21 protein-coding genes and 2 pseudogenes are annotated in these 26,307 nt (G+C 49.0%); 19 read left to right on the forward strand and 4 right to left on the reverse strand.

What is annotated here, in order from left to right; translation table 11 throughout:
- Nucleotides 1–105: 105 nt before the first annotated feature.
- From ACTJKB_RS20885 to ACTJKB_RS20940, 12 genes and pseudogenes are all read left to right on the forward strand, one after another.
- Nucleotides 106–966 carry a DUF421 domain-containing protein gene (locus tag ACTJKB_RS20885; protein WP_440836286.1) on the forward strand — a complete coding sequence of 287 codons (861 nt, stop codon included), beginning with the start codon at nucleotides 106–108 and terminating at the stop codon, nucleotides 964–966.
- A gap of 1,084 nt (nucleotides 967–2,050) precedes the next feature.
- Nucleotides 2,051–3,280 (forward strand): annotated as a pseudogene (locus ACTJKB_RS20890) (right-handed parallel beta-helix repeat-containing protein); the annotation flags it as partial.
- A gap of 66 nt (nucleotides 3,281–3,346) precedes the next feature.
- Nucleotides 3,347–4,327, forward strand: coding sequence for an aldo/keto reductase (locus ACTJKB_RS20895; RefSeq protein ID WP_440836287.1), 981 nt, complete (start codon nucleotides 3,347–3,349; stop codon nucleotides 4,325–4,327).
- A 161-nt stretch (nucleotides 4,328–4,488) separates the two neighbouring features.
- A complete protein-coding gene (locus tag ACTJKB_RS20900; RefSeq protein WP_440836288.1) occupies nucleotides 4,489–5,949 on the forward strand; it encodes a spore germination protein in 1,461 nt (486 codons plus the stop codon).
- Nucleotides 5,946–7,103: a Ger(x)C family spore germination protein gene (locus ACTJKB_RS20905; protein ID WP_440836289.1), complete on the forward strand. Its 1,158-nt coding sequence runs from the start codon at nucleotides 5,946–5,948 to the stop codon at nucleotides 7,101–7,103. The genes ACTJKB_RS20900 and ACTJKB_RS20905 overlap by 4 nt, the downstream gene beginning before the upstream one ends.
- Nucleotides 7,104–7,126: 23 nt before the next feature.
- Nucleotides 7,127–8,218, forward strand: a complete 1,092-nt coding sequence (locus ACTJKB_RS20910; RefSeq protein WP_440836290.1) for a GerAB/ArcD/ProY family transporter — start codon at nucleotides 7,127–7,129, stop codon at nucleotides 8,216–8,218.
- A gap of 94 nt (nucleotides 8,219–8,312) precedes the next feature.
- A complete protein-coding gene (locus tag ACTJKB_RS20915; protein ID WP_440836358.1) occupies nucleotides 8,313–9,290 on the forward strand; it encodes an AAA family ATPase in 978 nt (325 codons plus the stop codon).
- Nucleotides 9,291–9,293: 3 nt separating this feature from the next.
- Nucleotides 9,294–10,382: a DUF58 domain-containing protein gene (locus tag ACTJKB_RS20920; RefSeq protein ID WP_440836291.1), complete on the forward strand. Its 1,089-nt coding sequence runs from the start codon at nucleotides 9,294–9,296 to the stop codon at nucleotides 10,380–10,382.
- Nucleotides 10,379–11,710: a DUF4129 domain-containing protein gene (locus ACTJKB_RS20925; protein ID WP_440836292.1), complete on the forward strand. Its 1,332-nt coding sequence runs from the start codon at nucleotides 10,379–10,381 to the stop codon at nucleotides 11,708–11,710. The genes ACTJKB_RS20920 and ACTJKB_RS20925 overlap by 4 nt, the downstream gene beginning before the upstream one ends.
- Before the next feature lie 33 nt (nucleotides 11,711–11,743).
- Nucleotides 11,744–12,151, forward strand: a complete 408-nt coding sequence (locus tag ACTJKB_RS20930) for a MerR family transcriptional regulator (RefSeq protein WP_440836293.1) — start codon at nucleotides 11,744–11,746, stop codon at nucleotides 12,149–12,151.
- A 108-nt stretch (nucleotides 12,152–12,259) separates the two neighbouring features.
- Complete coding sequence (locus ACTJKB_RS20935) at nucleotides 12,260–13,177, forward strand: alpha/beta hydrolase (RefSeq protein ID WP_440836294.1); 918 nt, start codon at nucleotides 12,260–12,262, stop codon at nucleotides 13,175–13,177.
- 149 nt (nucleotides 13,178–13,326) lie between these two features.
- The gene (locus ACTJKB_RS20940) at nucleotides 13,327–13,686 is read left to right on the forward strand and encodes a hypothetical protein (RefSeq protein WP_440836295.1); all 360 of its coding nucleotides are present in this window, start codon (nucleotides 13,327–13,329) and stop codon (nucleotides 13,684–13,686) included.
- Between the two features lie 56 nt (nucleotides 13,687–13,742).
- Here ACTJKB_RS20940 and ACTJKB_RS20945 read toward each other — a convergent pair whose 3' ends face one another.
- Both ACTJKB_RS20945 and ACTJKB_RS20950 read right to left on the reverse strand, forming a co-directional pair.
- The gene (locus ACTJKB_RS20945) at nucleotides 13,743–14,072 is read right to left on the reverse strand and encodes an AzlD domain-containing protein (protein WP_440836296.1); all 330 of its coding nucleotides are present in this window, start codon (nucleotides 14,070–14,072) and stop codon (nucleotides 13,743–13,745) included.
- Nucleotides 14,063–14,806 carry an AzlC family ABC transporter permease gene (locus ACTJKB_RS20950; protein WP_440836297.1) on the reverse strand — a complete coding sequence of 248 codons (744 nt, stop codon included), beginning with the start codon at nucleotides 14,804–14,806 and terminating at the stop codon, nucleotides 14,063–14,065. The genes ACTJKB_RS20945 and ACTJKB_RS20950 overlap by 10 nt, the downstream gene beginning before the upstream one ends.
- A 145-nt stretch (nucleotides 14,807–14,951) precedes the next feature.
- Here ACTJKB_RS20950 and ACTJKB_RS20955 point away from each other — a divergent pair.
- Nucleotides 14,952–15,070, forward strand: a pseudogene (locus tag ACTJKB_RS20955) (IS1595 family transposase); the annotation flags it as partial.
- 27 nt (nucleotides 15,071–15,097) lie between these two features.
- A complete protein-coding gene (locus ACTJKB_RS20960; protein ID WP_440836359.1) occupies nucleotides 15,098–15,466 on the forward strand; it encodes a nuclear transport factor 2 family protein in 369 nt (122 codons plus the stop codon).
- Nucleotides 15,467–15,754: 288 nt separating this feature from the next.
- Here ACTJKB_RS20960 and ACTJKB_RS20965 read toward each other — a convergent pair whose 3' ends face one another.
- Nucleotides 15,755–17,809 (reverse strand): beta-galactosidase, encoded by a 2,055-nt coding sequence (locus ACTJKB_RS20965; RefSeq protein ID WP_440836298.1) that lies wholly within the window; start codon nucleotides 17,807–17,809, stop codon nucleotides 15,755–15,757.
- 139 nt (nucleotides 17,810–17,948) lie between these two features.
- On the opposite strand from ACTJKB_RS20965, the gene ACTJKB_RS20970 reads away from it, so the two are divergent.
- The 5 genes from ACTJKB_RS20970 (at nucleotide 17,949) to ACTJKB_RS20990 (ending at nucleotide 24,797) form a co-directional block, all read left to right on the forward strand.
- On the forward strand, nucleotides 17,949–18,782 hold the full coding sequence (locus ACTJKB_RS20970; RefSeq protein WP_440836299.1) for an AraC family transcriptional regulator: 834 nt from the start codon (nucleotides 17,949–17,951) through the stop codon (nucleotides 18,780–18,782).
- A 115-nt stretch (nucleotides 18,783–18,897) separates the two neighbouring features.
- A complete protein-coding gene (locus ACTJKB_RS20975; RefSeq protein ID WP_440836300.1) occupies nucleotides 18,898–21,495 on the forward strand; it encodes a hypothetical protein in 2,598 nt (865 codons plus the stop codon).
- A 38-nt stretch (nucleotides 21,496–21,533) separates the two neighbouring features.
- Nucleotides 21,534–22,247: an ABC transporter ATP-binding protein gene (locus tag ACTJKB_RS20980; RefSeq protein ID WP_440836301.1), complete on the forward strand. Its 714-nt coding sequence runs from the start codon at nucleotides 21,534–21,536 to the stop codon at nucleotides 22,245–22,247.
- Nucleotides 22,244–23,644 (forward strand): ABC transporter permease, encoded by a 1,401-nt coding sequence (locus tag ACTJKB_RS20985; protein ID WP_440836302.1) that lies wholly within the window; start codon nucleotides 22,244–22,246, stop codon nucleotides 23,642–23,644. Before ACTJKB_RS20980 ends, ACTJKB_RS20985 begins: the two co-directional genes overlap by 4 nt.
- A gap of 49 nt (nucleotides 23,645–23,693) precedes the next feature.
- The gene (locus ACTJKB_RS20990; RefSeq protein WP_440836303.1) at nucleotides 23,694–24,797 is read left to right on the forward strand and encodes an efflux RND transporter periplasmic adaptor subunit; all 1,104 of its coding nucleotides are present in this window, start codon (nucleotides 23,694–23,696) and stop codon (nucleotides 24,795–24,797) included.
- Nucleotides 24,798–24,902: 105 nt separating this feature from the next.
- Here ACTJKB_RS20990 and nagZ read toward each other — a convergent pair whose 3' ends face one another.
- Nucleotides 24,903–26,234, reverse strand: coding sequence for a beta-N-acetylhexosaminidase (gene nagZ / locus ACTJKB_RS20995; RefSeq protein ID WP_440836304.1), 1,332 nt, complete (start codon nucleotides 26,232–26,234; stop codon nucleotides 24,903–24,905).
- Nucleotides 26,235–26,307 lie beyond the last annotated feature (73 nt).

Raw genomic sequence — 26,307 nt, forward strand, 5'->3', positions numbered from 1 at the left:
TTCCTGTTCAAAGGACCAGAAAATATTTCATGGTTAATCCCGCACCTTATGACAAATAATGAAGGTCGACAGACGTGAATAAAGGTGAAACGGGGAGGTTGCAAAATGCCGGAATGGATTGAGGTCATTTGGCGTACAGCTTTTGCTGTGGTCATACTTTTCTTTTTGACGAAGCTGCTCGGTAAAAGACAGGTTTCACAGCTCTCGTTCTTTGAATATATCACAGGGATCACTGTAGGCAGTATTGCCGCGTATATTTCCTTGGACACTGACAAAACATGGCATTTGGGATTGATAGCGCTGGCGGTGTGGGTCTCTTTCTCACTGGGGATTGAATTCCTGCAGATCAAGAGCAAAAAAGCCAGAGACTTCATCGATTTCAAATCGACCGTGCTAATCAAGGACGGGAAAATCCTTGAGGATAATATGAAAAAAGAACGGTTGTCGACTGACGAATTATTGGAGGAACTGAGGAAAAAGGATGTATTCAAGGTCGCTGATGTGGAGTTCGCCATTATGGAATCGGACGGGGCGATTAATGTCCTGCTTACACGGGAGAATCAGCCGTTAACACCTAAGCATTTGGGTGTGAAGGTAGCACCGGAGCAAGTGACTCAAGCCGTTATTATGGATGGCAAGATCATGGATGAGCCGCTGGATACCTTGGGATTGACGCGCGGTTGGCTTCAAGGGGAGCTGGAAAAGCTGAACCTGACAGCGGAAAATGTGTTTCTGGGACAGGTCGATTCGTATGGAGAACTCACCGTGGACTTGTACACAGACAATGTTGAGGTTCCACAGACGCAGGAAAAACCTCAGCTCTACGCACTGCTAAAGAAATGTGAAGCGGATCTTGAGCTGTTCAGCCTGTCTACCCAAAATGAACAGGCAAAGAAGATGTATGGTCAGTGCTCCGAGCAGCTGCAGAGTCTTTTGCAGAAGCTGAAGCCATTTGTCCAAAGCTGAGGTTGGGGTGATAGGATTATGAGAAAAGACCCGATAAAAACATTTTTTGTTTTTGCGGGTCTTTTCCCCGTTTAGCCATGCAAAGTCCGAATAGAATACAGGAAATCTCATGAAAACTTCAACAATTCACATATTTGTAATAATAAACTTAAAAAATATCTATACATTTACAAATATTTACTTATAGTGGAGATTAGATTGGTTACTGCAAAAAAATGAGTTTTGCAGTAATCTGCATATTATTGGTCAAGGGGGAGTGCGATGATCACTATAAGCTGTAGTATGTAAGAGCAGCAACAAGTATACGAGAATGCAATAGCTACAACTTGTTCAAAAAAAATAAAACACTCTGGAGGTAAATGTTAACGTGAAAATTAAAAAGAGATTTTCTTTCACCGCATGGATTGGTCTTTCTGCTGTCCTTGCTTTTGGCGGCTTGCAATGGGGTATTCCTTCTGTACAGGCAGCAAGCATCTTCAGTGATGATTTTGAGTCCGGCAGCGCCGGCAATTGGAACCATACGACAGGCACATGGTCTGTAGTACAGGATGGCAGCTCTCATCTATATTTTCATTCCGGCAGTTCCGAAGGACGTACCTCCGCAGGCAGCAGCTCATGGAGCGATTATAGTGTTCAGGCTGACATAAAGGTCGATAATTTCAACGGCAGTAACCGAACTTATATATGCGGGCGCTATGCGGACGGGAATAACTATTATGCCGCTTCGATCTCCAACTCGAATGGCGGTACACTCGAAATCCGCAAAAAGTCCGGTGGTGTAAGTACTACACTCGCAATGAAAACCGGTTATGCCATCACAACAGGAACCGTATATACGGTCAAACTAGAACTTAGCGGAGATTCGATTAACATGTATGTGAACAATGCTCTGCAACTAAATGCACACGATAACAATTTGGTATCTGGTGGTATCGGATTAATAGCATATAAGACCAATGCAAAGTTCGATAATATTATTGTAAGCGGTACCACTTCAACACCTACCGCTACACCCGTCGTTACAGCTACTGTTGCACCAACAACTAATCCTACAGCAGCACCGACGTCAACGGTAACGCCTTCGCCATCAGCTACGGTAGTACCTACCGCTACACCGACGGCAACACCAACTTCACCACCGGTTTCAGGCACGTTTTATGTTGCGCCTAACGGTTCGGAAGGTAATCCGGGAACGATTGGAAGCCCGACCACCCTCGGATCAGCGCTGACCAAAGTCGCTGCAGGCGGTACAATTTACTTGCGGGGCGGTACGTATTCCTTTGCTTCATCGGTTACTGTTGAGCGGGACAACAGCGGTACTTCCAGCTCTCGCAAAACTATTGCTGCTTACGGAAGTGAAAAGCCGGTGCTCGATTTCTCAGGTGAAAGCTTTGCTTCTACCGAGCGCGGACTGCAAATCTTTGGCCACTATTGGTCTGTAAAAGGTCTTGAAATCAAAGGAGCCGGCGATAACGGAATCTTCATCGGGGGGAACTATAACATCATTGAGAATGTCGAGACTCACCATAACCGGGATTCCGGACTGCAAATCAGCCGCTATGCCTCAACAGCTTCCAGTATGAGCGACTGGCCAAGTTACAACCAAATCATCGGCGTCTATTCTCATGACAATTTCGACCCGGACAACGGGGAAGATGCAGACGGTTTCGCCGCCAAGTTGACCATCGGACCCGGCAATGTATTCGATAAGTGTATTTCGGCCTGGAATACGGATGATGGATGGGATTTGTATGCCAAATCAGAGACAGGTCCTATTGGTGTTGTAACAATAAAGAACAGTGTCGCCTACAAGAATGGCCAAACTTCAGATGGCAATACAACCACCAACAGTGATGGTAACGGCTTCAAGCTGGGTGGGGATAAAATTGCGGTGAATCATATTGTAATGAACAGTGTAGCCTTCCAGAACAAAAAACACGGCTTTACTTATAACAGCAATCCAGGTTCGATTCAATTATCGAATAACACCTCATGGAATAATGGGGAGAGCAACTTTACTTTTGATTCGGGAACCCATGTATTTACGAATAACTTAAGTTTTGCCGGAACCTCTAGTGACAAAACAAGCGGCACCGATGTTTCCAGCACCAATGTATGGTGGAAGAGCAACGCCAGCACCAATGCCAAGGGCCTCGTCGCCAGCAGCGCTGACTTCTTGAGTCTGACTCCTTCGGTTGTCCGGAACTCCGACGGCTCCTTCAGCCTTGGTAATTTCCTTAAGCTTGCCACCGGCAGCGATCTGTTGGGTTCCGGTACTCCGAGCGGCACCAATATTGGCGCCACCAATCATTAGTAAAAGCGGTATACTTGAATAGATTGGTAATTATTATCTTTTCTATTTGGGAGGCGGCTGTCATCTATGGAATATGTAAAGCTTGGTTCTACCGGACTTGAGGTTTCAAGAATTTGCCTGGGCTGTATGAGTTACGGGATTCCAGAACGGGGAAATCACTCATGGACGCTGAATGAGGAAGAGAGCCGGCCTTTTATCCAAAAGGCGCTGGATCTGGGCATTAACTTCTTTGACACGGCCAATGTGTATTCTGACGGAACGAGTGAGGAGATTGTAGGCAGGGCGCTGAAAGATTTCACTGCACGTGATGAGATTGTGCTTGCAACCAAAGTACACGGAACTATGCGTCCGGGTCCCAACGGTGGTGGACTGTCTCGTAAAGCGATTATGAGTGAAATTGACCATAGCCTAAAGCGGCTGAGGACGGATTATGTCGATCTGTATCAGATTCACCGCTGGGACCCGGCCACGCCAATCGAGGAAACCATGGAGGCACTGCATGATGTAGTTAAAGCCGGCAAGGCGCGTTACATTGGGGCATCCTCCATGTACTCCTGGCAATTTCTGAAGGCGCTGCATGTCGCTGAACGCCATGGCTGGACCCGGTTCGTATCCATGCAGAATTACGTGAATCTGCTGTACCGGGAAGAGGAACGTGAAATGCTGCCGCTCTGTGAAGCTGAAGGGATCGGTGTGATTCCCTGGAGTCCGCTTGCCAGGGGACGCCTGACCCGGGATTGGGAAGATACCAGCACCCGGTCGGCATCCGATGAATTCGGCAAGCTCCTATACACCAAGACCGAAGAGGCGGACCGTGCTGTCGCGCTAAGAGTCAAAGAAATCGCCGAAGAACGCGGGATTCCGCGGGCCCAGGTTGCATTGGCCTGGGTGTTGCAGAAGAAGCCGGTAACGGCACCTATTGTAGGAGCGACCAAGATGACACATCTGGAGGATGCGGCTGCGGCGGTCTCGATCCGGCTGACCGAGTCTGAGGTGAAGCGGCTGGAAGAACCGTACATTCCGCATCCGGTAATGGGATTCAGCTGAATTCCAGGACCCTAAATAAAATAACAGAGCAGCGATTCCCCGTTTCATTGGAGAATCGCTGTTTTGCGTTTTGGCATACTTGGCACTCATCCGAGGGGTGTCGCGCATAACTATCCGAATCATTGGCAAACTAACTTGGATTCCCCAGGAGATTTTAGGAGGTGTGTGCGGTGACAGAGCAAAGAATATTGGAGGCTATAAAGGAGCAGCTTACTGACTGCAGCGATGCAGTATATCAGTCTATTCATGTGTACGGCCATGCCTGTATGCTGATCTACATTCCTTCTATTGTCGATACTCTAAGCCTGCAGGAATTTGTCTCCACACCGCTAAAAGCAGAGGCGAATGCAGAACCGGATTGGCCGGGGTTTCTGGAACGGCTGGATCACGGATCGGCTTTTGCTATTCCTTATATAAAGGCATATCAGGTGAACCGGGCAGTTGAGCTCATTGTCAGCGGCAATGCCGTGCTCTCGATCGAAGATCTTCCCTATGTATATTATTTTGAGATCACTCATTATCAGAAAAGAACGGTCTCCGAATCGCAGAATGAGCTGGTGGTTATAGGCCCTCAGGAGGCTTTTATCGAAGATGTGCAGACGAATCTGTCACTGCTGCGGCATAAGATCAAACATTCAGATTTGAAGACCCTCCATTTCTCCATAGGCAGGTATACAAAAACCGATGTGTATCTGGTCTATATTGAAGGGCTGTGTAAGCCGGAAATTGTGGAAGAGTTCAAGAAAAAGCTGGAAGACATCACAGTGGACGGTGTACTGGGGATCAGCGGAATCGCGGATCAAATAAAGAAGGGCCAGTACTCGCCCTTTCCTATATTTCAGTATACAGAACGCCCCGATTCGGTAGCGGCATCCCTGATGGAAGGACGGGTAGGGTTGCTGCAGGACGGGACGCCCTCGGCTTTACTGACGCCGGTAACCTTTTTTTCCATGCTGCAATCCTCGGAAGACTACTATCAGAGCTTTTATGCAGGAAGCTGGATTCGATTAGTCCGTTTCTTTTTCTCTATCGTATCTATGCTGCTCCCGGCATTATATGTGGCCATCACTACTTTTCACAGCCAGATCATTCCCTCTGACCTTTTAATAACCATTGCTGCTGCGAGAGAAAACATCCCATTTTCCGCCTTGACGGAGGCCTTGATTATGGAGCTTACGTTCGAGGCGCTTCGAGAGGCCGGGACCCGGATTCCCAAGCCCGTTGGGCAAACCGTATCCATCATTGGCGGGATCGTAATCGGGCAGGCTGCTGTACAAGCGGGAATTGTTTCGGCTCCCATGGTGATCGTAGTCTCTATTACAGGCATTGCTTCTTATATAATCCCTCACCTTGAGCTCGGTCTGACGTTTCGGCTGCTCCGCTTTGTGCTGTTGATTCTCGGCGGAACGATGGGGCTGCTTGGTGTAATAGTCGCGGCCTTTGCCATTTACGCACATCTGGCCAATCTCAGATCCTTCGGGACTCCTTATCTGCAGCCGGTCGCTCCACTAATATTCCAGGATTGGAAGGACACCCTGCTTCGTGTACCTTCTCCTTTTATGATGAAAAGAAGCACTTCGTTCACGAACACTAAAAATGAAATGAGGCAGAAATCAAAATGAAGCCCTTGAAGCTGGTTCTGAGCGTTCTGCTGCTACTGAATCTGGCCGGCTGCGGGTCCAAAATAGAGCTGGATGAACTTACCTTCATCTTTGGTATTTATATCGATGCCGGGAAAAAACCGGGAACGGTTGAAGTGTCGATCAGCTCCCCACTGCCCAACCGTCTGCTCTCCAGCTCACAGGCGGGGGGCAGGGACGGCAAATCCTATTCCATGGTATCCAAAACGGCCTCAAACATTACGGATGCGATTATTTTAATACAAAAAGACTTGTCCCGGAGGCTGGAAATCTCCCATATCAAGGTGATTGTCCTGGGAGAGGCGTATGCCCGTCAGGGAATAGATGAGGCGCTGGATTGGTTCAAACGGCAGCCGGAATTCCCTCTGGGGACTTATGTGATGACGACTCCGGGCAAAGCGAAGGAGGTCTCCCAACTCTCGGCAATATTTGAACAGCTGCCCGATCAGGTGCTGATGAATTTTTCAGAGGAGAATCTTCTATTTGCGACTACGGTAAGAGATTGCTTGCTGGCAGAGTCATCAAAAATGGGCTATGCCATGAATTATTTGTCATTTGGGCAGAAGAGCGACCTCTCCGATGAAGGTAAGCCAGTTCATTGGGCCGGTATCCAGGGAGCTGCTCTGTTTCAGCAAGCCAGACTTCGCCGTACATTGCATTTTCGCGAGAGCAGGGCGCTCGCTTGGGCTGCCGGACATTTGGCGGGTCATTTGGCATTGCCTGAATACACGATCACTTGGGACGAAGAAGGCTCGGGTAAAGCCACGGGACTATTTTTAAGCAATAAATCTTCAATTCGGTCGGAACTAACGGACGATGGACCTGTTTTCCATGTCAAGCTGAAGGGCAAGATAAGCATCACTAATTACCATGATTCCATGGGAAGGAAGGCTGTCCAACTCAGCTCTGTTATTCTCGAAAAGCTTCAAGCAGCGGTGGTCAAGGATGTTACCAATGCACTTTTAGCTACACAGGAGGCGGGAACAGATATTCTGCAGCTGGGTATGCGTGTGGAATGGAATTATCCAGCAGAATGGAAGAAACTTAAGGGGCGCTGGGAGGATTACTATGCGCATGAAGCAAAGATAAAGGTAACGTCTGCTTTTAACATTCAGGACTTGGGTTCAGTAAAATGAGGATGGGAGGTACTGGAGAATATATGCATACCACAAAATGGCAGTTGTTCAGATTCAGTCTGATCTATTTCAGTTCCCAGACCACTATTTTCCTGATTCCTATTCTCGTGGAAACTTCCGCCTACCAAGGATGGATCGCGCTGATAGGTGGCGGTTTTTTAAGTTTGTGCATTTTGTTCTTTACCATACAAGTAGGCAGATTAAAGCCAGACCAGGGTTGGGTTGACTTTGGCAAAGAGATTATGGGGACGTGGCTGCACCGGCTGATGGTACTCTTACTGCTGTGCTGGTGTATTTATTATGCTTCGTTTGATATTGAGAACTTTGTCCTTTTTTTTGGATCGAACTACATGCGGGGAACTCCCCCCATCTTCATACAAATCGTTATTGGACTGGTTATCATGTATACTGCGACGTTAGGAATAACTACTATCATTTATATGGCCGATGGGATTTTCCTGATTTTTTTCATAGCATCACTGGTTTCCGTATATATGTTTATGCCGTATGCGGATTTTTCGATGCTTCCTGCATTTCTGCATTACCATGATCCCAGGATTGCATTCAAGGACTCTATCTCGGTAACCGCATGGTTTGCGGAATGGATTGTTTTTCTCTTCCTGGCACCGGAGCTTCGAATGGGAAGCAAAATGCTGAAAATACTGGCAGTTTCCAGTATCTCTATCCTTCTGATTGTATTGACAGGCTGGATAATGACTATGCTTAACTTCGGTCCGCATCTGGGCAAAGAACTCCAATACCCGTTTCTGGAGATGATCCGCAGTTCTTCACACCACAATATTCTTGGCAATCTGGACCCTCTTCTTATCGGCATCTGGTCAGCCTCGATGTTTATTCATGCAGCCTTTCTCATCTATATCGCCTGTAAATGCGCTTTGCACTTGAGCAAGCAGAAGGGGAAAAGGCTGATGATCCCGATGTTGACGGTTTGCTCCACGATAATTGCTTATCTGTTTTCGCGCAATATTGTATTGTACTATAGTAATTTCAAATCGGAAATAATTATCGGCTTCTGGTTGTTTATCGAGTGCATTCCCGTATATTACTTCATTGCCGCATTCATCCGCTCCAAAACCGGTCGGGCTCTCAAATGACGGCTGCGACTTATCTATTATAAATTGGATGCGCTTTCTGGTATGATTAAGCTTTAGTACATACCTAAATATGGAACGGATGGTGTTATTCTTCATGATGCTTCAGGAAGCAAACGCACTAATACAAGCAATAAGAGTCAATCTTGGTAAAGTTATTGTCGGCAAAGAGGAAGGGGTGGATCTGCTGTTGACCGCCCTGTTGGCGAATGGGCATGTCCTTCTGGAGGATGTACCCGGCACCGGGAAAACAATGCTAGCCAAAACATTGGCTCGCTCACTGGATTGTTCCTTCAAGCGCATTCAGTTTACGCCGGACCTGTTGCCTTCAGATCTTAGCGGAATCAACTACTATAATCAGAAAACAGGCGAGTTCCAGTTCCGGCCCGGTCCGGTATTTGCCAGTATTCTCCTGGCAGATGAGATCAACCGTGCGACTCCCCGCACTCAGTCCAGCCTGCTGGAATGCATGGAGGAACGCCAGATTACCATTGACGGTCATACGCATGAACTGGAAGCGCCATTTCTTGTCATTGCTACACAGAATCCTATTGACAGCCAGGGGACCTTTCCACTGCCGGAAGCACAGCTGGACCGGTTCCTGATGAGGATCACCACAGGGTATCCAACCTTTGAAGAGGGAGTCCATATTCTTCAAAGATTCCGCGGGAATAATCCTTTACAAGATACAGCTGCAGTGGCTACCGGACGAGATATTCAAGACCTGCAGCGGCTTACCGCAGCCGTCACTGTCAGTGATGACCTTCTGGGCTATATGATTAGCATAGTTGAAGCGACGCGCAAAGCTCCTGCAGTCAAATTAGGCGCAAGCCCCCGTGCAGGCTTCGGGCTGCTTCGTGCTGCCCAGGGCTACGCACTTCTGCGGGAACGGGATTATGTATTGCCTGATGATATCAAGGCAGTAGCGGTTCCTGTACTTGCCCACCGCCTGCTTATGCAGCGCGGACCCGGTTCTCGTGAAGGGCAGGCAGCAGAGCTTGTGCAGCAGGTACTGCGCGAGGTTGAGGTTCCGGCTGAGCCGGTAACACCCGCCAGAGGTGGAAGGGTGGACTAGATCATGACACTGCCCTGGTTTATCATCAGCACGTTTCTGCTGATGCTGTTCATCTCGACGCTGTATCAGCGGAACGCTCTGAAGAAGGTGAACTATACCCGTTATTTCTCTTCGCAAGCGGTGTTTGAGGGGGAATCAGTGGAGATGGTGGAAGAGATCAGCAATGGCAAGCTGCTGCCGCTGCCCTGGCTTCGTCTGGAGTCCAGCATCGCCCAAGGGCTTGAATTTGGAAGTCAGGAGAATCTGGGTATCAGCAGTGGCGAAATCTATCAGAATCATTTGAGCCTGTTCTACCTTCGGGCTTACCGCCATATCAAACGGACACACAAGGTCCGCTGTATGAAGCGGGGGCTGTTCCGGCTGGATACAGCAACCATGACCACCGGTGATTTATTCGGACTCAGCCGCAGCACCCAAACCTTTCCCTTGCAGCTGGAACTGATGGTATATCCGATGATCGTAGACTTATACGATCTGCCGCTTCCTATACACAGCTGGCTGGGCGAGCTGCCCGTCAAGCGTTGGATCGTTCACGACCCGTTCCTAACGGCTGGCACACGTGAATACAGTCCTGGCGATTCGCTTGGGTCATTGAACTGGAAGGCCACGGCCCGTACCGGCCGGATGCAGGTTCACAAGAAGGACTTTACGGCTGATTCCAGACTTGTCATCTGCCTGAACATGGAGATCAGTGATTCCATGTGGAGAACGGTAACGGATGTGGAACGGATTGAGCTCGGCATTCGCTATGCTGCTACAGTAGCGGATTACGCGGTTGGGCATGGCATTGAAACGGGTTTTCTCAGTAACGGTAGGCTGGACGGAGAGGGTGCGAATGATCCGGTAGATGCTAATCCCATGGGACGGCTGGATGACATTCTAGGATTGCTGGCAAGGCTCCATCTGGATCGGACTATGCCAATGAGCAGATTACTGGAGCAGGAAGCGGAGAAAGGAAACACCGATACTGATTACCTGATTATTTCCTGTCACCTCGGCCCAGAACTACAGCAGGCAGCCGAACAACTGCGGCTGTCCGGGAACGGTGTAGAGTGGCTGGAAATTCCGGCCTCAGGGAGGAATAGTGCATGAAACTGCAAGCATCGGAACTCTTGAAATCGACGTATCGTCTCTGGTTGATTTGTATTGTGGAGTGGTTATTATTCCTCCCTGTGTGGATTGTGCTGCAGATGTACTTGCAGTCCGGTGCTGCCGCGCTGCCCTGGATCTATACCCTGCCGTTAATATCCATGGCGGGGGTAATGCTAAGGCAGAGCTGCAACCGGAAGTGGAAGCAGCTCCTGGCGGCACTTCTACTGGGGGGGCTGGCAGGAATTCTGGCTGGTGCATTTTCATTAAGAGAAATCCCATTGTATGCAGGTGCTGTCATATCTGCATATCTGGGTATAACTTCCGGTGGCCACAGCAACAGGCTCAGAATATATATTGCCGGGATTGCTGTATATTTTGTAGCCACTATTGCATTCGCCAGAATTCCGCTGCTTCAGCCTAGTGTTGCTGTATTGACCTGGAGCGGCAGTCTCTGCCTAATTCTGGCCCTTCTGGACTCCAACACCAGCCACTTGCATTACAGCTCATTCACGGGGGACGGTTCTCCGCTTCCGAGGGGAATTCGGCGGCATAACCGTCTGTTTGTGCTGTTGTTCATCGCGGTGGCGGCTTTGCTTGCGGCTGGTGCAGGCCGGGCATTGGGACTGTTTTTCTGGCATGCCGCGCAGGCCTTCTTCGGCTGGGTGAGCCGGCTGTTCTCCGATTCAAGTAGGCCAGAGCCACCGCAGGAAGCTCCACCGCAGGCGATGCCTGAGATGCCGCCGGCTGAAACCCATGAGCCGGGGCTGCTGGCGATGATCCTGGATGTTGCGTTTTATGCCATCGGAGCGGCGGCGCTGATCGTAATCCTGTATTATGGCCTTCGTTGGTTGTATCGCAATTCAGGTGGAGTATGGCGGAGATTCATCGACTCTCTGTTATCCTTGCTCCGCAGAGAATCACCGCAGAACAATACCGCTTATCAGGACGAGGAGAAAAGTATTTTCACCTGGGAGAAGACGGTTCAAGGCGTAAGAGAGTACTGGCGGAGCCGTACAACCTCTGCTTCCAGACGGGACCGCTGGGAAGGAATGAACGGGGGGCGTGAGCAGACCCGCTGGCTGTACCGCCATTGGTTGAAGAACAAACGTGCCCAAGGATACTTGCAGAGGAGCTATCTTACCCCTCAAGAGACTGCGGTGGATGTTGCAGAATGGAATGAGAGCAGGAAACGCCAGCGTAAGACTCAAGTGACTGATGCAGACGCCGCGTCCGCTCAGCTTCTCCGGGTCTATAATCAGGCAAGGTATGGAGGGACTGAGCCTTCGGAAGCTGAAGTCGGGCAGTTGAAGGAAAAGCTGAAATTATAGCCGTTATAGGTTCAGCAAGAGGAGAAGAAGTACATGGTTACCTATTTACGAGGAGAACTGGCAAAGGAAGCGAAAGTCAATATTGAAACGCTGCGGTACTATGAGAAGCATGGCTTGCTTCCCCAGCCGCTGCGGACGACCTCGGGTTACCGTATGTATACAGAGGAGGCACTCACCCGGATCGCTTTTATACAAAACGCCAAAAAATGTGGATTCACCCTGCGTGAAATTAAAAAAGCGTTGGTTAAGTCGGAGAACGGAAGTATAGGCATTTCTGATTTCATTATGGCAATTGAGCGTAAGATGATCGCTGTAGATCTGGAAATAGCGAAACGCGAGACTACCAGACAGCTTCTGAAGGATCTGAAAATAAATCTCGAATCCGCAGAACGGCATCCTGGGGTGAAGGAGACATTACAAATTCTCAGGATGGAAAAATAAACTTTGGCAATGTTCCAAATGCGTTATGGTGTTGTTCCTGCCTTGACTCTGTACCGTAGTACAGGGTTTAGAATACAGGTGTCAAGCCAATACCGGGAGGAATGAAAGATGCCGAGTTCAAAGGAAATGCTTCAAGCGATCAGACAACATTTGCAGCAAAATAATCAGACCGCAGGGAAAACAGCAGCACAAATCCGTCTGGAGATGGCGGAATCCGCCAAACGATTGCCGCTGCTTCCTGAAGTATCCGCCGAAAGGGTTGATATGGACGGGGTGGAAGGAGAATGGCTGAATGTTAAAGGGGAACGCTCCGAAAAGGGGAAGAGGAAGGCCATACTCTATGTGCATGGTGGAGGTTTTATCTCCGGCAATTGTGAGATCTACCGTGATCTGGCAGCAAGAATAGCTGTTGCCAGCGGTGTGAGGGTGTTTACCTTAGAGTATCGTCTTGCACCCGAGTATGTATATCCTGCTGCCAATGAAGATTGTCTTGCTGCATACCGCTGGCTGCTGCGAACAGGCTTCCAACCGGAAGACATCATACTGGGCGGCGATTCTGTAGGTGCCTCTCTTGTACTAATGACGCTGATCACACTGAGGGATGTTGGGGATAAACTGCCCGCAGCTGCATTTCTTCTATCCCCGCATAGTGATCTCATCCATCTGGACGGCGAGTCCTATGACAGCAGGGCTGAACTGGACCCTACGGGAAGCCGGGAGAGGAATCAGAGAATCCTGCGGGATTACCTGGGCGGCTATAACGGTAATATGCCTGTGCTGCTCTCGCCGCTAAGGCTCCGGCTGGATGGACTACCACCCTTATTGATACAGGCCGGAGATCAGGAAGTGCTGCTGAGTGATGCCGAACGGCTCGCAGAGCGTGTACGTGCTGACGGAGGTGAAGCCACACTTGAAATTTGGGAGAACCTGTGGAGCGTCTTTCAGTTGATGTCCGCGTTGCTCCCGGAAGGGCAGGAAGCGATCGGGAATATTGGGAGCTTTGTCAAAAGGATCTGGAGCTTATAGGTGAAAGTTAAGTGAATATGCAGAATATCCAAGGGATAAATTCCCTTATTCCCTAAAATAATGATTTTCAAAAACCGATAATTAATATACTTACTCTTCTGAATCGAGATAGTGATCAATAGAGTAGAATTTATACTGGGGGAATCATTATGCCTTACACAATGGAAGTAAATGTAGCCAAAAATCAAGTGGTTGTAAAAGCATTTGGTCTGACTGAAACGGATGTGCCTGCTTATATTTCTGATTTTGAAGCAGCTATGGAGAAACTGAAACCTGGCTTTACTGGAGTCACCGATGTAACCGAGTCTAAATCGATCCTTACTCCCGAGGTGGCTGCCATGCTCGCACCTACAGGTGATATTGCGGTTGCACATGGAGTGGGCGGATGGGTGTATGTTGCAAACTCTCCCGTGTGGAAGATGCAGATGAACAGACTTTTCGGGAAGTTTGCTGTACACTATCCGACGTATGAAGAAGCAGATGCATATCTGAATAGCTTGGTGAAGTAGTCACTGACATATGATTATTAGAGACGGTTCTTCGGAACGGTCTTTTTTTGATTATTTTATCCAAATAGCAACCGCAGAAGCATCAACGATAGGATTCCCGCAACAACGGTTCCCAGCAGACTGCGGGTTTTGATGGCAATCCATAGGGTTGGCAAAGCTGCTATCCATTCTACATTGGTGGATAAAGTGGTGAAATGACCATCCGTGGTGAACAGTTCCTGGGCGACCAGTGCAGACATGACCGCTACGGGTACATGATTCAGCCAGCGCATGCCCCATTCCGGAAGCGTAATCCGGCTAAGCAGCATCAGCGGCAGCACCCTGGGAATGAAAGTAACCAGAGCCGCTCCTATAACAATGATGAAGATATCCAGCCTTATTTCCATTTCTCGATTAACACTCCTATCGTAGCGGCTGCTGCCGTTGCGAAAATCACACCCATACTGGGTGACCAGAGAACCGATATACCGACGGCAATGAGCATAGCGGCAGCTCCAACGAGAATATCCGTCAGCAGCTTGTTTCTGCTCTGGATGGTGAGTACGAGCAGACCAATGAACATCGCCGGGAGGGCGAAATCAAGCCCCCATTGCTCGGGGTCAGCGATCCATTGGCCCAGAAAAGCACCGGCGATATTGGCCAGAATCCAATTGAGATAAGCGGTAAGGTTCAGACCGTGCATCCATTTTTCACTGATAGCAGAGGAACCCGTACTTCTCTGAATCGCTACTCCAAAGGTTTCATCCGTTAGCAGCGCCCCGATAAGCATGTTGCGAAGCGGGTTTAAATGACGGAAGTAAGGTGAAACCGCCGCGCTGAGCAGCAAATGCCGTAAATTCACAAGCAGGATGGTAACCACAATACTGGTGATTGTACTTCCGGCAGTGATCATGCCGGCAGCGATAAACTGGGCAGAGCCGGCATATAGGATAACAGAGATCATGGCGATTTCGGCAATCGACAGCCCGGCTGTCTTTTCTACAACTCCGGCAGCAAAGCCGATGCTCAAATAACCCAGCAACGTTGGCAGACAGTCTCTAACCCCTTGCAAAAAAGTATCTTGTGTATGCTCCCCGTCTGATTCAACGAATGTTTCGGCCGGGGCATGTTCAAGCTTCAAGAATGATTCCTCCTTGCCCAAAATATAGATTAGCTAAATATCCTACAATTCACAGTGAAGTGCAAGGGGGATTTTTAGAATTGAAGGATCCTATGACTATTAAAGAAACCTTAGAATTAGGCTCTGTTAAGGGTTAATGTTGATAAACAGAGGGATTAGCAACGAACAGGTTTGTGTTCTCGTTGCCAGAGACCGAACAATAGCAACCGTCTCCAAAGTTGCTTGTATGGGGTGTATTATGTAAAGTCAAAAGTGGATAGTATGTCTAACTATTTTAAGGGAGGCGTTAATATGGATGAAAGATTAATTTTGAATTATGAAGAACGACTTCGAGAAGCGATGCTAAATGGCGATATTAATAGCCTTAACAATCTGATTAGTGATAACCTTATCTTTGTGAATCACTTGGGACAAATATTAACGAAGGAAGCCGATATTGAAGCACATCGTTCTGGAGTATTGAATTTTACTGGTATCAAAATTTTAGACCAAAAAGTGATTCTATTAGAAAATTCTGCTGTAACTGTAACACGAACTGCTCTAGAAGGGGTATTTGGTATAGAGCCGATTGATGGTGAAATGTGTTATTCACGAGTTTGGCAAATGAATGGAGATAAATTAACAATCGTGTCAGGTCATTGTAGTTCAGTTCAGAAATAATTTTTTTACGGGTAAGTTTCTTCAAGATGAAGGTCGCCTTTCTTCTTATCCCACTTGAAGGATTGTGAACTATTATACTTCAACTATCGTTAGTTGAAGGAGTATGGGGAACCTAGACAAATGAAGGTTCCCCTAATTACTATATAAAATCAACATTTAAATTGAACAGAGCCTAGTCTTAAAAAGACTCCTCATACGCAGATAACTGCGGTATGTAGGAGTCTTTACTGTCTAAATAAAAGTTGTATGAGCCACTGAAGTAAGATCAGTTACTATACAGCTGTATCCTCAGTAGAGTACCAGTACCCCAAAACCTTCGAGTGTGTACGAACCGGAGAGAGTCGCGCCGGTCAGCAGATCGGTTCTTTGCTCATTGAGCTGGATGGTCGCAGGTTCTTCACTGAAATTCAGCAGGAACGTATAGCTGTTATTCTCATCTTTGCGGACTTGCAGCTCTACTTCTGAAGGAAGCTCCAGCCACTCTGCTACAGGGGAGTGAAGGTGAAGCCTGTCGATGATTTTAAGAGCTGCATCTGCATTAAATACAGCTCCGAAGTACCATACCTCGCCTTTGCCGCGTTTATTTCGGGTGACTGCCGGTTTGCCGGCATAATAATCGGTTGCATAAGTCCCCATAACCTCGACAGTGTCCTCTTCGACATGAAGAATATCATTGAACGCATCAGCACCGGTAAGAGCCTCAGGATCACTGCCCCAGCGGATGGATGTGGGAAGACGGGTGCCTTTGACCATAGTGAATTCCTCAACGCTGATGCCACACAGGTCCCTCGCAGCACCAGGAAAAGGCCGCATATAGCATTGTCCGCGAGTATCCTTGTATCCGGTCCTGCAGCCGAAAATCAGCGTTCCGCCTTGCTGCACATATTGGTCCAGAAGCTCTGCAGTCTCATCGCTCATAATGGCCGGATGCGGATAGACTAGAACCTGATAAGGAATCAGGTCATCTAGAGTGGTTTTGCTGCGCATGTATAGGATGTCGTTCGGGATTTGACGCTTCTGCAGTGCCTTGAACCATTCCTTGTTGCTCTGCCACATAAAAGGTCCGTGCCAGACATCGTATTCACCATCCCATTCATTGTCGTAATCACGCAGAATGGCGATGTCCGCCTTTGAGCGGGTACCCACAATATGTTTGCCTGCTACAGCCAGTTCCCGTCCAATCTGTTCTGCTTCCCTGACTCTGCGGTTCGGTTGATTATGATAGTCATTGAGGCCATGCCAATATATTTCATTGCCCATCGTTGCCGTCCGCCAGCGGAAGTAGAGCAGCTTGTCCGCACCATGTGCAATGGACTGATATGTCCAGAGCCTCATCTGACCAGGCTTGGGTGAAGGCATATCCATGCGGTTCACCCAGCCACCCGGTCCGGATTGCTGCTCCATGATACAGAAATTAGGGCTAATCGAACGAATTGCTGACAACGAGAGACTCCAGCTCCGGTCCAAGAGTGGCTCTGCTTCTTGTGGATCGGTACTTATGCTTGCGAACTGCGGATAGGAGTCATAGCTGAAGAAATCAAGAAGCTGGTCATTCAGCTCATGGCTGTCGAGATGTCCGAACAATCCATTGGTAGTTACCCATTGGGAAGGAGCCAGTTCCCGGATAATATCAGCCTGGATTCTGGCAAAAGATATGGTATTGTCGGAAATGAACCTCTTCTCATCCAGCGCCTGATGCGGATTAGGCTGCATGGGTGACGGCGTGGGACGTGGCAGAAAGATCTGTGACCAGCTATTATAGGACTGATTCCAGAAGACAGTTCCCCAAGCTTCATTCAGCTTCTCCAGCGTTTCATATTTGGCTTGTACCCACTCCCGGAAGGCCCGATGATCGCTCTCCGAATAGAACACATTAATTTCACAATTCAGTTCATTGTCAATTTGCCAGCCAGCCACACCCGGGTGATTACCATAATGCTGCGCAAGCTGCCTGGTGATTCTGGCGCAGAGCTCCCGGTACTTCGGACTGCTGTAATTATAGTGACGGCGCATGCCGTGCTGTAGCGTCACTCCGTCATAGGTAACATTCAACACTTCAGGGTAACGCTCGGTGAGCCAAGCGGGAGGTGTAGCCGTGGGTGTTCCCAGAATCACCTTAAGACCGTAGCTGTGGGCCAGATTGATGGCTCTGTCGAACAGATCGAACTGGAAGACACCTTCCTCAGGCTCAAAAAGGGTCCAGGCAAATTCAGCCATCCGGACAATCGTGAATCCGGTTTCAACCATACGCCGGTAATCGTCGGCCCAGAGTTCCTCCGGCCAGTGCTCAGGATAGTAGCACACGCCAAGCTCAAAGGATTCAGTAGGGGATATAGTATTCATTTTCAACCTCCAAGTGTAAAAATATGCTTTAGGATCGTTATGAATCTATTGTATTATCAGGTATACTGATTCTTATATAACACAATATTGCTATTGTATAACTATATTGCGTGCATGGCTTATATAGAAAGGACCCCCTATGAACAAACAATGGGTTTTACCCGCGCCGGCCTATATGCATTACGTCTGCTATCCGGAATTTATTGGGCATTATTCGGATTTTCCACAGCATGCGGAACGCAGAAGTGAGGGCCTGCTGAATAGCTATAATCTGCATCTTGTTTTTGCAGGAGAAGGATATGTATTCCAAGAAGGTGAACGCATTCCTATGGGACGGGGCAGAGGATTTCTCTTCCCGAAGGGGGCTTACCAGCAGTATGGGGCCGATCCTAATCACCCATGGGAGGTTCGCTGGATCCATTTCGGCACAAGCATCTCTTTGCCTCTGCTGGAGGAGGTGGACCAGTCGCGCGGCTACTTTTTTACGTTTGATCCCGATGCAGGGCTCATCCCTGTTTTTGAAGAGATGTACCGGCTTAGTGAATCCTTCGAGACCTCCTGCGAACCCCGCTTCTCAGCTTTGCTCTATGAAATATTGATTACGCTGCTACAGAATTCCGAGCCGCTGCATGGATCGGTTCCGCTGGAGATCAGGCACTCGATCCGCCGCACTGCCGATATGATCCACCGGGAATGCGAGCGGCCGTGGACGCTGGAGACTATGGCCAAACTTGCGGGCTACAGCAGTTATCATTTCCTCCGCCTGTTTCGTAGCATTATGGGCAAGACTCCGAACCGCTATTTAACCGAATGCCGTCTTGCCAGAGCCAAGCTCCTGCTGGCCTCCACTTCCCTTTCCATTGCTCATATTGCCCTGGAGTCCGGTTTTCGGCAGTCCAGCTACTTCATAAAGGTCTTTAAACAGGTGGAGGGGATTCCGCCTAATCAATACCGGAGAGCTTTTAGCTCATAGAGGTCCTTAGATAACAAATAAGTTACATTTTCCAAGCAAGAGTAACAGTTTGGATACATTTCCCTCTTCAGCTGCTACTATAATGGATTCTAGTAAAACACCTGGAGGGAAAATAATGAGATTGTATAAAAATACATATGCGGCAGTGCTGGCAGGCACATTTGTCATCGGCCAGCTGGCGGCCGGTCTGGCACCTGGAACGGTACAGGCTTCAGCAAGCTCTATGCCTTCTGCCAATATGGCTGCTGCAGTGATGCCCAAGATCAGTTCCATAGTCATCGGCTCGGGAGTAACAGCATCGCTCGAAAATGTAAACATATGGACACAAACGGGCGGCAATATTCTGACGTACACAGTGAAATATTCAAATGCGGGGGGAACAGGCGCCAATCTGCTGCGTTACTTCTCTCGGGTCGTGACCCCTGAAGGTTCAGTGATTCCGGGTACTCCTGTTACAGCAGATGCATTGAAGAAGAAAGTGGGCGCCAATGAAACACTGCAGGTGACGTACTATGTCAATGTAGGCCAGAGCAAGTCTCTTCAAGGAATGAAGATTGCAATGTATGTCTGGGACCCTAAGGCCAAGGGCTATCTGCGGCAGGCAGGTACCTTTGCGGTTCCGGCTAATTATTCCACCACTGTGGCAAGCGGTAAAAGTCTGAGCACACTAATGAACGATATCCCCGTTACAGCAGCAGCAGAATCCCTGCAGATCTTCAAATTCAGCGGCAAGGTATATGCCAAGGTAGGGCTAAGCCTGACCAATAAAGGCAGCAAGGTGCTTGGCGATCCCGGTTACACAGCCTATCTGGTTTCAGCCAGCGGAACCTCATTTGAACTGTCACTCAGCAGCACCCAAGACGGTTATAAGATTCAGCCTCAGGAAAAGAAGAGCATCTACTACTTAGCTGAAATCCCCGCCTATCTCAAAACCGACAACATGAAGCTTCTGTTCACGCAAAAGGATGTAACCCTGAAGCTGGAGCTGCCCGGTGCTTCGTTTAAGCTTCCGGCAGCGACAAGTCCAAATCTGGTTGTGGGCAATGGAGCCATCAAGACCATCATAGTTAACAGTAATACTATCGAAACCAAGCTCAGCAATGCCTCGGTTTATGCCGATAAAGCATCGGCTGCATGGTCTTTTCAGCTTGAACTGAAGAATACAGGGAACAAAGCGGTTACCCTGCCCACCTACGAGCTTGCTGTCAAATCGGCAAAAGGAAGAACGTTCCCGGTCAATGCCAAAGCCTTAAACGGAATAACACTTAGACCGCTTGAGGTAAAAGTAATTCCGCTTACAGCGGCAGTACCGCTGGAGGTTGAACAGGGTACGCTTCAGCTGCAGATGATCGAAGCCGTGGGGCAGGAGGCTCCTGCTCCAACTGCTGGAACGGAAACTGGAGGAACGTCCGGTACACCGGTTGTCAGCGGCAGTGCAGTTGCCAAGCTGACTTTTCCTATTGCTTATTTCACGATCCCTTATACGCTTCGTTACAATATCCAGCAAGGACAGGAATACAGAACCACGAATCCGTACGGAACATTCTCGTATAGTATCCAATCCATTCAGCGCTATCCGTGGAAGGATGATGATATCGTTATCGCCAGGCTGAAGCTGACCAACACGCAATCTGTAACCCTGTCCCTGCCTGAGCTCAAGGGGGCGCTCAAATTGGATAATCTCGATCTGACTTCGTCTACAGAGATTCTCATGGACAAAGAATCTGCAGAGCTTGCTCCGGGCAGCTCCGCCGAAATAGATGTGCTGACCAAGATTCCGTACGCTGAAGAGTTCTCAGCGCTAAATATCAGCTTGTACACCACTGAGAACGAAGAGAAGAAGCCATTCCTTGCACTGAGCACGAGCAGTGCTATGAACGGTGTTACGACTATTGAGCGCGGCGGGAACTATATAGTTGCTGAAAAGGGTAAAAACTCAAAGGTTCAGGAGAACAGAACCACAGTCTATTCGAGCTCAAGTACCTCCAAAATTATCTACACAGAGCTGCTCATGAGCAATGAGGAGAAAAGACAAAGCTCGCTTACGCGGCTGAAAGCCTATTACCGCACTACGGATGGACAGTTCTATGAAGCACAGTCTTCTCAATCTGCCGGCCTTGCCGCTCCAGGCGGGAAGCAGATGGTTACCTTCTGGGCGAAAATTCCGGGGGCCTTGCAGACCAATGACATGTCACTCTACCTCGGAACCGGCATTACAGGCGGTAAGCTGAGTGAAGCTGGGCAGGAAGCGACAGGCTATGTCAATGTTGCATCGCTCAAGCTTAATCCGGTAACGCCTGTACCTGTGCAGAACCTTGGCCAAATCTCTATATTCCCTTACAACTTCTCGGTGATCCGTTCAGAAGGTCAACTTTCGGAGGGTAGCGACATCATGAGCATCGGGGTCGATTACAAGCTCACGCAGGACCACTCTTATGATACAGATGCGCTGGATCACAAGCTGGTTGTCAAGATTACAGATCCATTCGGCCTGACGCAGGAAAAAACATTGACGTTTGGCACGGATCTGACGGAAGGTGACAATAACACGTACACCCTTGCCATCACCAGAGGTCTGTATAAACAGCTTAAAGGCGGCTCCTACAAAATCACCTTGTACGATGAGTTCCAGGGCGGACGGATTGAGCTCGGACAGCAGATTTACTACTTGATCTACAAGCCGCTGCCCGTCATTGTTAAAGACGAAAAATAACGGAACGATCTATCACAGGACAAGAAGGAGCGGCTTCCATGTTGCGAGTCGAAAAAATTACACATTCCTTTAAAACCGGCAACGAGTGGACCAAGGTCCTTCATGAAATCAGCTTTGCTGTGAAGCAGGGAGAAATGGTTGCTCTCCTGGGCAGCTCCGGTTCCGGTAAATCTACGCTGCTGAATTTGATGGCTGGCCTGATGAAGCCTACCGACGGCCATATTTTCATTGCTGATCATGACATCGTACTGATGGGCGAAAACAAGCTCGCCGAATTCCGGCGCAAGCATATCGGATTTATATTTCAAGCCTATGAATTGATTACCAGCCTAACTGTGCGTGAGAATGTGGAGCTGCCGCTGGTTTTCCAGTCGGTGTCACCCTCTATCCGCAAGCAGAAAGCACTGGCTCTGCTGGAGCAGGTCGGATTACCTGACAAGGCTGACCTGTTTCCTTCACAGCTGTCGGGCGGTCAGCAGCAGCGCGTAAGTATCGCCCGGTCTCTGATTACAGAGCCTTCCGTTATTTTTGCCGACGAGCCTACCGGAAATTTGGATTCCAAAACAGAGGAGGAAATTATCAGCATTCTGCTGAAGCTGAATCAGACCATGAAAACGACATTTATTGTGGTAACGCATGAACAAGAAGTGGCTGAGCAGATGCAGCGGACCTTCTCACTCCGGGATGGATTTTTGATTAACGGCCAGCACACGGATGTTCAGCCGGCACCTACAGAGGAGGAGAGTCCGTGAGGATCAGGGATATCTCCCGTATGGCCTGGGATCAGGTCAAACGGCGAAAAGTGGTAACGGGCTTGTGCATGACCGGGATTTCCATTGGTTGTGCGGCCATTATCGTTGCGCTCAGTGTTGGCCAGTCCGCACAGGTCTATGTGACAAATGAAGTGAACCGTAATTTCAAAATGGATGAAATCACCGTATCTCCAGGCGGAGGACTCCCATCTCCAGGCGGAAAGGGAGGTGGAGGCGGTTCATCGTCCGGGACCAATAGCAATCTGGATCCGGGCAAGCTGACATTTCAAAAACTTAAGATCATTCAGGGACTGAACCATGTCGTTGCTGCAGCGCCTTTTGAAGATAATGGGTACAGACAGATGATTACGGTTGACAATAAGATCGCCGATGTTCAGGTTATTGCAACGGATCTGCGCATGCTGAACAAATTCGACAAGACCTTCAAGCAGGGCGGCGCTTCAGATATTCCCGGAATGGTGGTTCTGAACTATGGTGCCACACTCGGTTTGATTGATATAGAGACCCGGCAGAACATTTATGACCGTATGAATTCGGATCCTTTCAATCAAGAGGTGTCAAGCCAGTATAATAATCTGATGCTGATTCCCTCGGAAATGTACCGCCAGCAGGTTCAGTTGCAAGCACAGGATTACAGCGCCAGCGCCCCAAACGGTACAGGGCCCACCAAACTCAGTTCACCGCTCCAGGTAGGCGGGATTTTGGCCAATCCTCCCGGTACCAGTGATGATCGTGCTACTTATGAAAAGGTGATGTATGTGTCACTGGAGACTGCTGCACAGCTGCAGCATGAACTTAGCTTCAATAATGCAAACGGGACCGTTCCAAGTCTGGAAGAGGGCAGCTACAATTCCGTCACGGTGAAGGTCGACAGCGTAGATAACATCAAACCGTTGGAAACATTAATCCAGAAGCTTTCTTTGTCGGCTAACGACAACCTGTACCAGCAGGAACAGTTGAAAGAACAATTCGATACGATTAAAATGGCTGCTCTGGGTATTGGTGTGTTCATCCTGGTTATTGCATCAATCTCCATCATTGTAGCCATGACCATGTCCACACATCAGCGCAGGCGTCAAATCGGGATCATGAAGGTGCTCGGTGCGAATATGGGCCAAATCCGCAATATGTTTATAACAGAAGCCGCCCTGCTCGGACTGCTCGGCGGACTGCTCGGTGTACTATTCTCTTATCTTATTGTAATGGCGTTGAACAAACTTGTGGGTACTGCCGGAGAAGGCCTGACTTTCTTTATTCCGCTTACGACCCTTCCGATTGGGCTTTCGTTTGCGATTATGACTGGTGTACTATCAGGTATCTATCCGGCCATCAGCGCTTCCAGAACCGATGCACTTACAGCTATCAAGCGGGATTAGCCATAAACATATACAATACCGTATTTCCATTTGAAAGGAAGCCAAATCAATGAAGAGGATATTCAAGAGGACGCTGAAGTGGGTTATCATCATTGGCATTATTGCCGCCGCAGGCTATATTCTGTACAGCAAAGTATTAAAAAAGGAACCAGAGGTAGTGATGGAACCTCCTCAAGTAATCAGCTTCCCGGTGACACAAGAGCCGATGACAAGCACGGTTCAGGTCAAGGGGAAATCAAAGTATCAGGAGGAAACGCTGGTATATGCTCCATTTGCCTCCAAAGTCACCGCCTGGAAAGTCGAAAATGGCGGTCAAGTGAGAAAAGGGGATGTCCTGTTCACGCTGGACCAGTCCACCTTGAAGAACGAAATTGCCACGACAGAAGCAACCATCCGCAAAGCAAAGCTGGAATCGGAACTGAATACCTTTGTCAGCCAGCAGGATGAAGATGCAGCCGTTCCGGCAGGGACGGAAGCGGAACGACTGAAGGCACTTGCCGCCCAGGAGACCGCTCGTATAAATGATGAGCTGAATCAAGTGAATGCAGGCATTCAGGAGAAGGAGCTAATCGACAAAAGAGCCAAGCTTAATTCTGCCGTGTACCACGCTCCGGCTACCGGTATCTTTCTCTATGACAGCAGCAGTGAGACTGGTGAACGGCCGCAGATGGTGACAGACAATCAGTACATCGGCAAAATTGTGGACTTAAGCAAGCTGGAGTTCATCGCGCTGGTAGGGGAGCAGGATATCTTCCGCATCAAGCAGGGGATGAAGGTTCAGGTGAAGATGACTGCGATGAAAGATTTGATCCTGAAAGGCGTAGTGAAAGAAGTGTCGAAATTCGCCACAACGACTACCGGCCAGAATACGGCGGGGCAGGTGCCGCAGTTCGAGGTTATGATCTCTCTGCAGCCCGATAAGCACTTGATTGGAGGCCTTAGCCTAAGCGGAGATATTGAGACCTTGCGCAAGGACAAGACCACAGTGGTGTCCAGTATCGCTGTTATTCACGAAGGGAATCAGGCTTTTGTGATGCTGGATAAAGGAAAGGGTCAGTATGAGCGGAAAGAGATCAAGATCGGAATGGAAACCTCTGAGAAGACTGAAGTTCTATCCGGACTGAAACCTGGAGATACTGTAGTTCTGCAATAGGAATGTGAAGCGTGTAAATAGCGTGAATACAAAACAGCAGCAGCCAGTTATAGCGGAAAACACCGCTGCAACTGGCTGCTGCTCTGTTTTCAGACACTCTGAGGGTTACTTTACAAAGGAGGTACGCCAGGCTTTGATATCCTTATTGAGCTGGGTGAGGTCTGGAACGTCAACAGGTGTATCTTTCAACTGATATTTATGTTTCATTGACAGAATCCGATAGACACTCTCATCAATCCTGGCTTCGGAAATCTTGCCGTGCTTCACTGCAGCCAGCAGTGCATTTCGCGTGGTCCGCTCATTGCTGTATTCGTGGGCGACCAATAGTATATCGCTGCCCGCGAGTACTGTATTCACAGCAGCGGCAGCCAGGCTGTAATTCTTCATAATTGCACCCATGGTCAGGTCATCGGTAATGACCACTCCCTTGAAGCCCATTTGTCCCCGTAGAATTTGACTGATGATGACTTTGGACAGGGAAGCAGGCCGGTCAGGGTCCAGGTTCGGATACAGAATGTGGGCAACCATTACTGCGTCTGCCTGCTCCTTAACCGCTGCTTGGAAGGGTCGCCATTCGAGCTTCGCCAGCTGGGCTTCCGTCTTTTTCACTACCGGAAGCTCCAGATGGGAATCGACAGACGTATCTCCATGCCCGGGGAAGTGCTTGACGACAGGTACGATGCCCTCACTCTCAATCCCCTTCATTTCTGCAATGCCAAGCTCGATAACCTTTGCAGAGGTGTTGCCGAAGGAACGGTCCCCGATCACCGGATTGTCCGGGTTGCTGTTGATATCCAGTACCGGGGCAAAATCCATATTGAAGCCAGCGGTTTGCACCTCTCTGGCCAGCAGCTTGCCCATCATGTTTGCTGCCTCCGCATTACTGCTTGCACCAACTGATCCACTCGCCGGAATCTTAGCATACTCGTCCGGCATGCGGCTGACCTTACCGCCTTCCTGATCGACACTGACGAATAGCGGTGCGGGGTTTCCGGCATTGCTGCGTTTCAGTTCATTGGTGAGGCTGACCAGTCCCTTCAGGCTCTTTATATTATCCGCATACAGGATGATGCCGCCAACCTTGTCGTTAGTGATCATGGTATGCGTCTGCGAGCTTACTTCTGTACCGTCAATCCCCACGAGGAGCATTTGGCCGATCTTATCTTCCAGCGGCATGGAAGCAATCTCCTGTTCGATCACATCTACAGGGCCGCTTCCTTCAGAGACGGCAGGCACTGGAGAAGCGGCAGGCACTTGTGGTGTGGACTGAGCCGGAGGTGAGGCAACGTCCGTTTGCCGGGGTGGAGGATTTTCAGAAGAGGAACCTGCTTTTCCGCTGCAGCCGTTACTAAAGAGGAGGCAAGCAATGGTCATAGCTAAAGTAATCCTTTTATAGCTTGGAACAGCAGGGTTACCGTGTTCGTTGAACCGGGTCATTGTACGCTGATCCTCCTTTCTGTTTGCTGGATCACAAGTGCAGATGTTAAGATGAAGTAGACATTTGCTACAT

Source organism: Paenibacillus sp. 22594, assembly GCF_052044425.1.
GTDB lineage: Bacteria > Bacillota > Bacilli > Paenibacillales > Paenibacillaceae > Paenibacillus_AQ.